The organism is Salinibacterium sp. GXW1014 (assembly GCF_044769865.1).
Lineage (GTDB): Bacteria > Actinomycetota > Actinomycetes > Actinomycetales > Microbacteriaceae > Homoserinimonas.
The window spans coordinates 318,757-331,454 of sequence record NZ_JBIZWA010000002.1 but is presented as its reverse complement, the minus strand read 5'-3'; the positions used below and the strand labels follow the sequence as shown (position 1 = coordinate 331,454).

Annotated in this window: 10 protein-coding genes; 3 read left to right on the top strand and 7 right to left on the bottom strand. The window is 66.1% G+C overall.

Features of this window, described 5'->3' with window-relative positions; all coding sequences use genetic code 11:
* Positions 1–65 precede the first annotated feature (65 nt).
* The 5 genes from dxs to dut all read right to left on the bottom strand — a co-directional run bounded on the left by dxs (position 66) and on the right by dut (position 6,957).
* Entirely contained in the window at positions 66–2,003 is a 1,938-nt protein-coding gene (dxs, locus tag ACIQK7_RS11345; RefSeq protein WP_403024809.1) for a 1-deoxy-D-xylulose-5-phosphate synthase, read from the bottom strand.
* A gap of 9 nt (positions 2,004–2,012) precedes the next feature.
* The gene (acnA, locus tag ACIQK7_RS11340; protein WP_403024806.1) at positions 2,013–4,847 is read right to left on the bottom strand and encodes an aconitate hydratase AcnA; all 2,835 of its coding nucleotides are present in this window, start codon (positions 4,845–4,847) and stop codon (positions 2,013–2,015) included.
* A gap of 204 nt (positions 4,848–5,051) precedes the next feature.
* Positions 5,052–5,867 (bottom strand): DUF3159 domain-containing protein, encoded by an 816-nt coding sequence (locus ACIQK7_RS11335; RefSeq protein WP_403024803.1) that lies wholly within the window; start codon positions 5,865–5,867, stop codon positions 5,052–5,054.
* A 2-nt stretch (positions 5,868–5,869) separates the two neighbouring features.
* Complete coding sequence (locus ACIQK7_RS11330) at positions 5,870–6,502, bottom strand: DUF3710 domain-containing protein (RefSeq protein ID WP_325208750.1); 633 nt, start codon at positions 6,500–6,502, stop codon at positions 5,870–5,872.
* Positions 6,499–6,957: a dUTP diphosphatase gene (dut, locus tag ACIQK7_RS11325; RefSeq protein WP_403024800.1), complete on the bottom strand. Its 459-nt coding sequence runs from the start codon at positions 6,955–6,957 to the stop codon at positions 6,499–6,501. Before dut ends, ACIQK7_RS11330 begins: the two co-directional genes overlap by 4 nt.
* A 56-nt stretch (positions 6,958–7,013) precedes the next feature.
* On the opposite strand from dut, the gene ACIQK7_RS11320 reads away from it, so the two are divergent.
* Positions 7,014–7,457 carry a DUF3093 domain-containing protein gene (locus ACIQK7_RS11320; protein WP_403024797.1) on the top strand — a complete coding sequence of 148 codons (444 nt, stop codon included), beginning with the start codon at positions 7,014–7,016 and terminating at the stop codon, positions 7,455–7,457.
* 10 nt (positions 7,458–7,467) lie between these two features.
* Here the strand turns inward: ACIQK7_RS11320 and ACIQK7_RS11315 are convergent, their stop codons facing one another.
* Positions 7,468–7,761 carry a DUF4193 domain-containing protein gene (locus ACIQK7_RS11315; protein ID WP_147723106.1) on the bottom strand — a complete coding sequence of 98 codons (294 nt, stop codon included), beginning with the start codon at positions 7,759–7,761 and terminating at the stop codon, positions 7,468–7,470.
* Positions 7,762–7,959: 198 nt separating this feature from the next.
* Between ACIQK7_RS11315 and sepH the strand changes: the two genes are divergently transcribed.
* Positions 7,960–9,057: a septation protein SepH gene (gene sepH, locus ACIQK7_RS11310; RefSeq protein WP_403024794.1), complete on the top strand. Its 1,098-nt coding sequence runs from the start codon at positions 7,960–7,962 to the stop codon at positions 9,055–9,057.
* Between the two features lie 11 nt (positions 9,058–9,068).
* On the opposite strand, the gene ACIQK7_RS11305 is transcribed toward sepH, so the two are convergent.
* Positions 9,069–10,145 carry an alkaline phosphatase family protein gene (locus ACIQK7_RS11305; protein ID WP_403025690.1) on the bottom strand — a complete coding sequence of 359 codons (1,077 nt, stop codon included), beginning with the start codon at positions 10,143–10,145 and terminating at the stop codon, positions 9,069–9,071.
* 66 nt (positions 10,146–10,211) lie between these two features.
* Between ACIQK7_RS11305 and ACIQK7_RS11300 the strand changes: the two genes are divergently transcribed.
* Entirely contained in the window at positions 10,212–12,662 is a 2,451-nt protein-coding gene (locus ACIQK7_RS11300; RefSeq protein WP_403024792.1) for a DNA topoisomerase (ATP-hydrolyzing) subunit A, read from the top strand.
* Positions 12,663–12,698 lie beyond the last annotated feature (36 nt).

Here is a 12,698-nt window from a genome sequence, read left to right as displayed (position 1 = left end):
GCATCTGCTCCGGGCCCTCAGTCGTTCACACTCCAGCGCAGGTCGTTCCGCTCCGAGTGGGTCGCTTACGCCTCTGCGTCGATGTCGACCTGGGACCGCCGGGCCTCCTGGCGCGCGACCGGGATCTTGCTGCCCAGCACCTGCGCGACGACGTCACGCGCGATCTGCTGGGGCGTGAGCCCGACCTGCTCGAGGATCTCGGCGCGCGTGGCGTGGTCGAGGAACTCATCGGGAAGTCCGAGTTCCGTCACCGCGGTGTCGACACCCGCGGCGCGCATGTCCTGCCGCAGCCGCGTGCCGACGCCCGCGACTCGCACGCCGTCCTCAATCGAGATGACGATGCGATGCGCAGCGGCCATATCGATGATGCTGCGTGGGATCGGCACGACCCAGCGCGGATCCACGACGGTCGCGCCGATGCCCTGGTGCTCCAGCCGAGCCGCCACATCGAGGCCAATCTCCGCCATGGGTCCGACCGTCATGATGAGCACGTCCTGCTGCGTTGCCTCAGCCAGCACGTCGACCCCGTCTGCGGTGCGCCTGACGGCCTCGACCTCAGCGCCCACGCTTCCCTTTGAGAAGCGGAGCACGGTGGGAGCGTCCTCGATCGCGACGGCCTCACGCAGCTGCTCACGCAGACGAGTCGCGTCGCGCGGAGCGCTCAGACGGATTCCGGGCACCACCTGGAGAATTGCGAGATCCCACATGCCGTGATGGCTCGGGCCATCGGGACCAGTGACGCCGGCACGATCGAGCACAAACGTCACCCCTGCCTTATGCAGGGCGACATCCATGAGCACTTGGTCGAATGCTCGATTGATGAAGGTCGCATAGACGGCCACGACGGGATGCAGCCCACCGAAGGCGAGGCCAGCTGCCGAGGTGACGGCGTGCTGTTCGGCGATTCCCACATCCAGCACGCGCTCGGGGAAGCGGGCGGCCATCTTGTGGAGTCCGACGGGTCGAAGCATCGCCGCCGTGATGCCGACGAGTCGAGGATTCTCCTCCGCGATCGCGACGACCTCATCGGCGAAGACCGATGTCCACGACGGGGAGCTGGCGGCGCCGACGGGTTCACCCGTCTCCGCATCGATCTGTCCCACCGCGTGGAACTGGTCTGCCTCGTCGGCGAGGGCGGGTTCGTATCCGCGCCCCTTCTGCGTGATGACGTGCACGATGACGGGCGCCTCATACTGCTTTGCCTGGCGAAGCGCCTGTTCGAGTGCCGGCAGGTCATGGCCGTCGATGGGCCCGAGGTATTTGATGTCGAGGTTCGAGTAGAGCGCCTCGTTGTTGGTGAAGCGGCTGAGGAATCCGTGCAACCCGCCGCGGACACCGCGGTAGAGAGCCCTGGCTGGAGAGCCGAGTCGATTGAACAGTTGCCGGCTGCCGCGATGGAGATTGCGGTAGGTGCGGCGCGTGCGAACGTCGTTGAGGAAGCGGGCCATGCCACCGATCGTCGGGGCGTAGGAGCGCCCATTGTCGTTGACGACGATGACAAGGTTGCGGGTGTTGTCGTCGCTGATGTTGTTCAGCGCTTCCCACGTCATGCCGCCCGTGAGCGCGCCGTCGCCGACGACGACCGCCACATGACGATCATCCTGGCCCGACATCTCGAACGCACGGGAGACCCCGTCGGCCCATGACAGCGAGCTCGAGGCATGGGAGCTCTCGACGACGTCGTGCACCGATTCTGAGCGCTGCGGGTAGCCCGCGAGCCCACCCTTCTGGCGCAGCATGCTGAAGTCCTGCCGCCCCGTGAGGAGCTTGTGGACATAGGACTGGTGACCGGTGTCGAAGATGATCGGGTCACGCGGGGACTCGAACACGCGGTGAAGAGCGATGGTCAGCTCAACCACGCCGAGGTTCGGTCCCAGGTGGCCCCCGGTCTTGGATACCTCGGTGACAAGGAATCGACGGACCTCTCCCGCCAGCTGCTGGAGCTGGGCGGGAGAGAGTCCGTCGAGATCACGAGGACCGTGAATGGTCTCGAGAAGGCTCATGTTGCGAGCCTAGACGAGGCTCCTGAGGACGTACTGCAGGATGCCCCCATTGCGGTAGTAGTCAGCCTCACCGGGGGTGTCGATACGGACGGTCGCGTCGAACTCGACCGTCTGCTTGCCCGCGGCCGAGAACTCGCTCGGCTCACACACGACCTTGACGGTCTTCGGCGTGACGCCCTCGTTGAGCTGCTCCAGGCCGATGATCGAGACCGTCTCGGTGCCGTCGAGTCCCAGCGACTTCCAGCTCTCGCCCTGCGGGAACTGCAGTGGAACAACGCCCATGCCGATGAGGTTCGAGCGGTGGATGCGCTCGAAGCTCTCGGTGATGACAGCCTTGACGCCGAGGAGGCTCGTGCCCTTCGCGGCCCAGTCACGCGAGGAGCCGGAACCGTACTCCTTGCCACCGAACACGACGAGCGGCGTGCCCTGCGACTGGTAGTTCATGCACGCGTCGTAGATGTACGACTGCGGGCCGCCCTCCTTGGTGAAGTCACGCGTGTATCCACCCTCGATGATCTGACCGTCGTTGACTGCCGCGACGAGCTCGTTCTTCAGGCGGATGTTCGCGAAGGTGCCGCGGATCATGACCTCGTGGTTTCCTCGGCGCGATCCGTAGGAGTTGTAGTCCTTGCGCTGCACGCCGTTGGCCTCGAGGTACTCGGCCGCCGGGGTGCCGGGCTTGATGTTGCCGGCAGGGCTGATGTGGTCGGTCGTGACCGAGTCACCAAGTGTCGCCATCACGCGCGCGCCACGGATGTCCGAGACGGGCGTGAGCTCCATCGACATCTCTTCGAAGTACGGAGGCTTGCGCACGTAGGTGGACTGCTCATCCCACTCGAAGGTCGGGCCGGTCGGCGTCGGCAGGTTCTGCCAGCGCTCGTCACCGTCGAAGACCGTTGCGTACTGCTTGATGAACTGCTCGCGCGAGATCGACGTGTCGATGACCTCCTGGACTTCCTCCGGCGAAGGCCAGATGTCCTTGAGGAACACGTCGTTGCCGTCCTGGTCCTTGCCGAGCGGGTCAGTGTCAAAGTTGAAGTTCATCGACCCGGCGAGGGCGTAGGCCACGACGAGGGGCGGCGACGCAAGGTAGTTCATCTTGACGTCCGGGCTGATGCGCCCCTCGAAGTTGCGGTTGCCCGAGAGCACTGCCGTCACGGCGAGGTCGTGCGAGTTGATTGCCTCGGAGACCTCTTCGATGAGCGGGCCGGAGTTGCCGATGCAGATGGTGCAGCCGTAGCCGACCGTGTAGAAGCCGACAGCCTCAAGCGACTTGTCGAGGCCCGACTTCTCGTAGTAGTCGGTCACGACCTTCGAGCCCGGGCCGAGCGTCGTCTTGACCCACGGCTTGCGAGTCAGACCGCGGTCGACCGCCTTCTTGGCAAGGAGGCCGGCGGCGAGCATGACCGAGGGGTTCGAGGTGTTGGTGCACGACGTGATTGCCGCGAGCGTGACCGCGCCGTTGTCGAGCACGTACTCCTGGCCGTCAGGCGTCGTGACGGGCACGGGCTTCGACCACTCCTGGGCGCTTCCGCTGTTGATGTGCACGTCGCGCGTGTCGTTGTCCTCCTCGCCGGGCACGGGGCCGGGGTCGGATGCCGGGAAGGAGTGCTTCGCCATCAGGTCGGCCATGTCCTGCGTCGTCGAGGGCGACGCGTAGGACAGGATGTCCTTGCCGAACTGCTCCTTCGCCTCGGAGAGCAGGATGCGGTCCTGCGGACGCTTCGGGCCGGCGATCGACGGCACCACGGTGCTGAGGTCGAGCTCGAGGTACTCCGAGAAGTTCGGCTCCACCTCGGCGTTGTGCCACAGGCCCTGCTCCTTGGCGTACGACTCGACGAGCGAGACCGTCTGCTCGTCGCGACCCGTCAGGCGGAGGTAGTCGAGGGTGACGTCGTCGATCGGGAAGATCGCGGCGGTCGAACCGAACTCGGGGCTCATGTTGCCGATCGTCGCGCGGTTCGCGAGCGGCACCGATGCGACGCCAGCGCCGTAGAACTCCACGAACTTGCCGACGACGCCGTGCTTGCGAAGCATGTCGGTGATGGTGAGCACGACATCCGTCGCCGTCACGCCCGCCGGAATCTCGCCCGTGAGCTTGAAGCCGACCACGCGCGGGATGAGCATCGACACGGGCTGGCCGAGCATGGCCGCCTCTGCCTCGATGCCGCCGACGCCCCAGCCGAGCACGCCGAGGCCGTTGACCATCGTCGTGTGCGAGTCGGTGCCGACGCAGGTGTCGGGGTAGGCGCGGAGGGTGCCGTCGACGTTGCGGTCGTAGATGACCTTGGCGAGGTGCTCGATGTTCACCTGGTGCACGATGCCGGTGCCGGGGGGCACGACCTTGAAGTCCTGGAAGGCCGTCTGGCCCCAGCGCAGGAACTGATAACGCTCGCCATTGCGCTCGTACTCGATCTCGACGTTGCGCTCGAGGGCGTTCTCGCTACCGAAGAGGTCTGCGATTACCGAGTGGTCGATCACGAGCTCTGCGGGTGAGAGCGGGTTGATCTTGTTCGGGTCACCGCCGAGTTCCGTCACGGCCTCGCGCATGGTGGCGAGGTCGACGATGCAGGGAACGCCGGTGAAGTCCTGCATGACGACACGGGCCGGGGTGAACTGGATCTCGGTGTCGGGCTCGGCCGCGGGGTCCCACGAGCCGAGTGCCTCGATCTGCTCCTTCGTGACGTTCGCACCGTCCTCGGTGCGAAGGAGGTTCTCGAGCAGCACCTTGAGGCTGAACGGAAGCTTCTCGTGCCCGGCGACCTTGTCGATCCGGAAGATCTCGTATTCGGTCGAACCGACCGCGAGGGTGTCCCGCGATCCAAAGCTGTTTACTGACGACATGGCGTCGACTCCCTTGCTGAGCTCTGTCGGCGTGCCGCATACGCCGCACTCTCGTAGCCAATCCTCGTGACGAAAAGTGATCGCCACCAGCAAGGCAAGCCTAAGTCGACTTACCGCTGAGCGAGGTTGGAACTCCGAAGAATTTATCTTGATATCGAGATAAATATACCATGCGTGACTCGCGCGGCCCCAGAGCGACGCGCGCTAATCGGCCTCGCCTGGGCGGTCGGGTGCCGGTGCGGTGGCGCCGTCGAACCGGCTGGCATCGGATGCGTAGACAGAGCGCACCAGCAGCCAGGTCACCCACAGCATGGCCGCGTAGAGGGGAAGGCCCATAATCAGCTTGGCGGCCGCGAGGAGCTCGGTCTGCCCCGTCATGTAGAGAGGCGCCTGCACAAGGAGCCTGCCCGCGAAGAGTCCGACCCAGAGCCATGTGGCCACGGTCAGCACACGCCGCTTCGCACAGTGCTCCCGCCACTCGGTGTGCTCGTTGCTCAGCAGACCGACGATGACCCCGATGAGCGGCCAGCGGACCGCCAACGAGACGAGCAGCACGACGGCCGAGACGACGTTGACGATGAGCCCTGGCAGGAAGTTGTCTTCCGCACGGCCCGTCAGCAGCGCAAGGGCCGCTGAGATGCCGATGCCCACAAGCCCGGCAAGTGCCGGGGTCACGGCCGAGCGAGTGATGGCACGGACGGCGACGAAGACGAGCGACACGGCCAAGGGAGCGAGCACCGAGGGAACCAGGTCTCCCGTGACGGTGTAGACGAAGAGGAAGCCGAGCCCGGGCAGGATCGCTTCGACCAGGCCGCGGATGCCGCCCACGGCACGAAGGAGCGAGGTGGCTGTCGGTACCTCCCCCGGTGCAACCGCCCCGATGCCTGCACGACGGGCCGCTTCCCCGAAGCTCGCCCGGAACAGTTCGCCCATCGACTCGCTGGATTCGAGCTGCGAAGGCTTCTCAGGCGAGGGACGCGCTTCACGCTCACCCGCGCCACCCTCGCGCGAATCCGACACCACTAGGTCGCCTGGGGTGAGACGGGCGCAGTCGCGGTTCCGGTGCGCGGCATCTGCAGCGGGATGAGGTCACGGGGAGGCATGGGGGCGTTGCCGCGCACGACCACGATGCTGCGGAACAGGTCCTCGACCTTCGCCGCGGCATCCGGGTCGACGACGCCTTCTCCGGCGATGACCCCGCGAAGGAACCATCGGGGGCCATCGACGCCAATGAAACGCGCGAGCCGCATCGTGCCCGGCTGGCCGGCGCCCGCAGCGGGAATCTCAGCGAGGAGTTCGGGGCCGAAGACTCCGGTCGTCAGCTTCGTCGACCCTCCCTGGCGTGAGATCTGCTCGGCGATCTGCTGGCGGATCTCATGCCAGAGTCCCGTCGATCGGGGCGCAGCGAAAGGCTGCACCTGGAGGCTCGAGCCCGCGTAGTCGAGGCCGATGGCGACGACGCGCTTGCTCCCCTCCTCGACCTCAAGGCGAAGCTGCAGACCTTCCCGGGGAAGGAGCTTGATGCCTCCGAGGTCGACATAGGGGCGAACGGCGTTGGCCTCACTGTCGTCCAGCGGTCCGGCAGTCGCTCGGTCGGCCGGAGCCGACTTGGCCTGCGCGAGTTCTTCTTCAGAACCTGGCGTGGTGTCGCTCACTCGGTACTTCCTTCTGTCGTGTCGCGGTGGCCGGTGGAACCAAACCCCGCCGTGCCCCGCTGTGTCTCGTCGAGTTCCTTCACGCTTGCGAACTCCGCTCTCGTGACCGGCATCACGATCAACTGGGCGATACGGTCGCCCACCTCGATCGAGAACGGCTCTTCAGCATCCGTATTGAGCAGGGTGACCCGCAGCTCTCCACGATAACCGGCATCCACCGTGCCCGGGCTGTTCACGATCGTGATGCCGTGTCGCGCGGCGAGCCCGCTGCGCGGAACCACGAACGCCGCATAGCCGAAGGGAAGCGCAATCGAGACGCCGGTTCCCACCGTCGCGCGACACCCCGGTGCCAGCACAAGGGACTCGGCCGCCCTCAGGTCCGCGCCAGCATCGCCGGGATGCGCATAGGCCGGGGTATAGGCGCCCACGATGGGGACTCTGACGGTATCGACCACGACACGAGAGTAGTCCAGTGAGGATGGACCGATGAAAAGTCTGGTCGAATAGAGGCATGTCCCGCTACAACGAGCGGCAGTGGCCGTCCTTCGCCCTGCTGTTCGCCCTCATCTTGCTGCTGCCCGCGACCCTCCTGGTCTTCGTGCCAATCGACACGCGAGTCGGCATCGTCGTCGCGGTGCTCCTCTATATGGCAGTCACGGCAGTGCTCGTGATGTCATCGCGGCGAATCACCGTGAACGACGAGGGCCTCACCGTGGGGCCCGCGCACCTTCCACACGATGCCATCGGCGAGGTCGCATCATTCGAGGGCGAAGAAGCGACCGCCGAAAGAGGTGTGCGCCTGGATGCGCGGGCCTGGCTCGCGATCAGGGGTGGCATCTCGCCGGTGGTCAGGGTCGAGGTGCTCGACCCTGCCGACCCGACACCCTACTGGCTCGTCTCGACGCGGAAGCCGCAGCAGTTGGAGCAGGCCCTCAACGCTGCGAGAGGCTCCTAGCGAGCTGCGATCAGGCAGCGCACTCGAGGCAGATCGCCCCGAGCTTCTCCTGGTGATCGATCTGCGAGCGGTGCTTCACGAGAAAGCAGCTGATGCAGGTGAATTCGTCGGCCTGCGGCGGCAGCACGACGACATCGAGATCCATGTCTGAAAGGTCGGCTCCGGGAAGCTCGAAACCGCCAGGATTGTCAGCGTCATCAGAGTCGACAACGCCGGACATCTTGTCCGGCACACGCTCCTTCAGTGCCTCGATGCTCTCAGAATCATCGTCGGTCTTACGAGGTGCGTCGTAGTCGGTTGCCATGCCCATCCAGTCTTGGTACTTGCCGATCAGTCTGAATCGGCGGCGACAGTTTGCCTTATTCGAATCTGAATAGCAAACGAACTCGGAAGCCCGGGTCCATGCCATGCCAACTCGCGGCGCGCCCGCCGTATTCCCGGTTATCCGCGGACGTCGTGAGACTCTATAGAGCAACCCGCGACAGTCTGAAGGGCGATCAGCATGCATGACCTGAGAGTCATCGGAGTCGAGAACGATGCGCTCCTCGCGAGCGCCGATGACGGCACCCGCTACCGGATCCAAATCGACGACGAGACTTACTCGATGTTGCGCCGCAAGGCAGCCACCCCGCTCGGCGAGCGGCGGATCGCGCCGCGTGACATCCAGTCCCACATCAGAGCGGGCATGTCGGCGCAGGACGTCGCTGAGATGACCGGTGCGCCCATCGAGTACGTGGAGAAGTTCGAAGGCCCCGTCCTCGCCGAGCGACAGTTCGTCGTCACGGCGGCGATGGCGGTACCCGTGAGCACCGCGAGCGATACCGGCCCCCTCGCCGGGGCGAACTTCGGCGCGGTCATGGAGGAACGGCTCGAGGAGATCGGCGCCGCGGACATCGAATGGGCGAGTTGGAAGGATCCCGACACGGGATGGATCGTCAAGCTCACCTTTAGCTCCGATGAGGTCGAGCACGATGCCCGGTGGCAGTTCGACCCGAAGAAGACGACCCTGGCTCCCCTCAACAGCGAGGCGACGCGGTTGAGCCAGCAGGGAGAGGTGGCAGGCACTCTCATCCCGCGACTGCGTGCTGTGCCCGCGGATCGCTCACCCGACACGACTCGCTTCGACAGCGGAGCCTTCACTGCGGCCGACCTCGAAGCGCGGGACACCGCGCCCTACGCGGATGCGATTCCATTCGGACGCGGTGCGCAGTCGGTTTCTCCCTCTGCAATCAACACCGACGAGCCACAGGGCGACAGCGGCAACACGGCCGACCTGCTTGAGGCGCTGCGCCGCCGTCGCGGTGAGCGGGAATCCTCGCCGAGCATCGATGCCGAGGAGCCTCGCTCTGCCCACCCGTCAACCGGGGGCATTCGCGTCATCGACATCCCGCTCGACGACTTCAATGACGACGAGGAGCACCCAGGCTCGGAGGCGCCGAACGGCGCAGCCCAGCCGCAGCTCTTCTCGAACTCACAGAACGACCAGCCGCGTGCTCCATCGAAGAACGAACCAGCGCAGCCGAAGTCGCAGCGCCGAGGCCGCGTCTCAATGCCGAGCTGGGATGACATCGTCTTCGGGGCGAAGGCCGACGACGACTGACGCGGACGGCGTCAGGCGAACGCGCCGAAGCGGATGAGGGGCACGGTGGTCTCCTCGGGCCCGAGCGAGCCGTGCTGCCCGACCATCGCGAGGGCTGACTGCGAGGCAGTGCGGCCGTCGTAGTAGGCGATCCTCTTGCGCGCGGCGACGAACACGTCGCCGAGACGCGGGGCCACCTCGTCATCTACGACCGCGCCGAACCATCCTGCGCCGATCGCGTCCTCGCGGGTCACGACCCATGAGCGCTGGGACTCGGATGCCTCCCAGCGGCGGACGATCTCGGCTCGTTCCGCCGGCGAAAGACCCGGCTCCAAGTGCAGTTGCAGGCATCGCGGCTCCCCCGCGACGGCGACGACACCGTCGAGGAGGCCGTCGATCTCGTCGAACATCACGTGGCCGGATGACGGTACGTCGACCATGCCGTGATCCGCCGTGACGAGGATGCCCTCACGGCCGCGTGGAGAAGCGACGAAGCTGCGGACCGCAGCGTCGAGCTCCTCGAGCGCCGCCAGCCACCGTTCGGACTCCCACCCGTAGCGATGCGCGACCTGGTCGAGCTCTGGCACGTAGACATATGCCAGTCCCCCGCCCGCGGCATCCAGCTGTGCTCGCGCGACGTGCAGGCGTTCTGAGAGCTCGGCAGCCACGGCGTAGTCGGCCCCACGGAGGATCGCTCTGGTGAAACCGGAGTCCTCGTAGCGTGCGGCGCCCACGGCGATCGACGTGACGCCATGATCACGAGCGATCTCAAACTGCGTCCTACACCGTTGCCAGCTGACGGGGTCAAGCGCGCCACCCCAGCCGTTCAGCTGATTCAGCACGGCGCCCGTTCCGGGATGGCGAACGGAGTAGCCGACCATGCCATGGGTGCCGGGGTGGGCACCCGTCGTCAGGGTGGTAAGGGCCGCCGCCGTCGTCGTCGGAAAGCCGGACTGCAGCTTGAAGGAAGGAGCACTCGCCAGAGTCCTGGCATGTCCCGCTCGCGAGGCGAGCATGTGGGAACCGAGTCCGTCGATAACCAGCAAAATCGCGTTGTCAACGGGAGGGAGACCAAGCCCATTCGTCTCTCCACGAACGGCTCCGAGCATGGCCGGCAACACGTCGGCGAGGCTAAACCGGTGAGAGAACGGCGCCGGTAGCATGGCAGCCATACTATGACTACTCCCGCACACAGCGCCGCTGACGAGCGTATTGACGACATCGATCTCGCGACAGAGATGGAGGGCTCGTTCCTCGAGTACGCCTACTCCGTCATCTATTCACGAGCCCTTCCGGATGCGCGAGACGGGCTCAAGCCGGTGCAGCGGCGCATCCTGTTCCAGATGACCGAGATGGGCCTGCGACCCGACCGCGGACATGTGAAGTCCGCCCGGGTTGTCGGCGACGTCATGGGAAAACTGCACCCCCACGGCGATGCGTCCATCTACGACGCGATGGTGCGCCTGAACCAACCGTTCATCATGCGGGTTCCGCTGATCGACGGTCATGGCAACTTCGGATCCCTCGACGACGGGCCCGCTGCCCCGCGCTACACGGAAGCACGCCTGACGGCGGCAGCGCTTGCCCTCACGGCAGACCTCGACGAAGACGTCGTCGATTTCGTGCCGAACTACGACAACCAGCTGATGCAGCCGGAGGTGCTGCCCTCCGCGTTCCCGAACCTGCTCGTCAACGGCGCTACCGGCATTGCCGTGGGCATGGCGACCAACATGGCTCCCCACAACCTCATCGAGGTCGTCGGTGCCGCACGCCACCTGCTCGAGCACCCGGACGCCACCCTCGAGGAACTGATGGCGTATGTTCCGGGTCCCGACCTGCCGAGCGGTGGCACCATCATGGGGCTGAGCGGAGTCCGCGATGCGTATGCCACGGGTCGCGGCAGCTTCAAGACGCGCGCGCGGGTCTCTATAGAGCCGGTGACCGCCCGAAAGATGGGCCTCGTCGTATCGGAGCTGCCCTACATGGTCGGCACCGAGAAGGTCATCGAGAAGATCAAGGACGGCGTGAGCTCCAAGAAGCTCAGCGGGATCTCGGATGTGGCGGACCTGACCGACCGCAAGCGCGGCCTGCGACTCGTCATCGGCATCAAGACGGGTTTCAACCCGCAGGCCGTGCTCGAGCAGCTCTACAAGTACACGCCGCTCGAGGAACAGTTCAACATCAACAACGTCGCCCTCGTCGACGGTGGGCCACAGACCCTCGGGCTCAAGCAGCTCCTGCAGGTATACCTCGACCACCGCATGAGCGTCACGACCCGCCGCAGCCGCTACCGTCTCGACCGCCGGCGCGAGCGCCTGCACCTCGTCGAGGGATTGCTCATCGCGATCCTCGACATCGACGAGGTCATCCAGGTCATCCGCTCTTCCGACGACTCCGAGCAGGCGCGCGCCCGCCTTCGGGACGTGTTCGACCTCAGTGAGGTGCAGGCGGAGTACATCCTCGAGCTGCGGCTGCGCCGGCTCACCAAGTTCTCTCGCATCGAGCTTGAGGCCGAGCGGGACTCGTTGGAGGCCGAGATCGCTGAGCTCGAGCGGCTCCTCGCCGACCCTGCGCTCCTCCGTGCTCTCGTCTCGAGCGAACTTGAGGATGTCGCCGAACGCTTCGGCACGCCACGTCGCACGATGCTGACTGAAGCGGCCCCGAGCCTTGCGACATCCGGGCGTTCCAAGACCGCACCCGTGCTCGAGATCGCCGACGTGCCCTGCCGGGTGCTGCTCTCCACGACCGGTCGCCTCGTGCGGGTCGACTACCCCGAAGGGCCCGTCGAGCCGATTCCGGCACCGGCGCGGAGGAGCAAGCACGACGCGATCCTCTCGGAGGTGGTGACGACGAGTCGCAGCGAGATCGGGGCTGTGACCAACCTGGGCAGGATCGTGCGCCTCTCCCCCGTCGACCTTCCGGTCGTCCCCGGGAACTCGGTGCAGCTGGCCGCCGGCCGCAAGATCGCCGAGTACATGGGCCTCGACCGGAAGGAACGCGTCCTGGCCCTCGTGCCCCTCGAGAGCGAGATTTCCCTGGCCCTCGGCACCCGCGGCGGAATTGTCAAGCGCGTGACGCCGGGCGATGTGCCCAACAAGCCCGAGTTTGAAGCGATCTCCCTCAAGCAGGGCGATGAGGTTGTCGGTGCTGGACTCGCGCCGGACGATGCGGAACTGGTGTTCATCACCTCGGACGCGCAGCTCCTGCGCTTCTCCGCTACCGCCGTGCGCCCGCAGGGGCGTTCGGCGGGAGGCATGGCCGGCATCCGGCTCTCGACGGGTGCTTCAGTGATCAGTTTCGCGGTGCTGACAGATCCCGACGCGACGGTCGTCGCCACGGTCTCGGGGTCTGCGGCGACCATCCCGGGCACGGACCCCGGACGCGCCAAGGTGTCTCGCATGAGTGAGTTCCCTGCGAAGGGTCGCGCGACGGGCGGTGTGCGAGCGCACTCCTTCCTCAAGGGTGAGGACAGCCTGACGCTCGCCTGGGCCGGTGCGGCGCCCGCGTGCGCCGTATCGTCAGACGGAGCCGCGCGCGTCCTCCCAGATGCCGGTGCCCGCCGCGACGCCTCCGGTGTGCCACTCGACGCCGTCGTGGCGTCGATAGGTTCCGCGCTCGGGCACTGAGCCATCCGTGGTGATGCGTGAGCCGCATCACCACGG

Excerpts from the sequence above, each read along its gene's own strand:
- dxs (WP_403024809.1), bottom strand. The coding sequence starts at position 2,003 with ATGAGCCTTCTCGAGACCATTCACGGTCCTCGTGATCTCGACGGACTC.
- acnA (WP_403024806.1), bottom strand. The coding sequence starts at position 4,847 with ATGTCGTCAGTAAACAGCTTTGGATCGCGGGACACCCTCGCGGTCGGT.
- ACIQK7_RS11320 (WP_403024797.1), top strand. The coding sequence starts at position 7,014 with ATGTCCCGCTACAACGAGCGGCAGTGGCCGTCCTTCGCCCTGCTGTTC.
- ACIQK7_RS11315 (WP_147723106.1), bottom strand. The coding sequence starts at position 7,761 with ATGGCAACCGACTACGACGCACCTCGTAAGACCGACGATGATTCTGAG.
- sepH (WP_403024794.1), top strand. The coding sequence starts at position 7,960 with ATGCATGACCTGAGAGTCATCGGAGTCGAGAACGATGCGCTCCTCGCG.
- ACIQK7_RS11305 (WP_403025690.1), bottom strand. The coding sequence starts at position 10,145 with ATGCTCGGAGCCGTTCGTGGAGAGACGAATGGGCTTGGTCTCCCTCCC.
- ACIQK7_RS11300 (WP_403024792.1), top strand. The coding sequence starts at position 10,212 with ATGACTACTCCCGCACACAGCGCCGCTGACGAGCGTATTGACGACATC.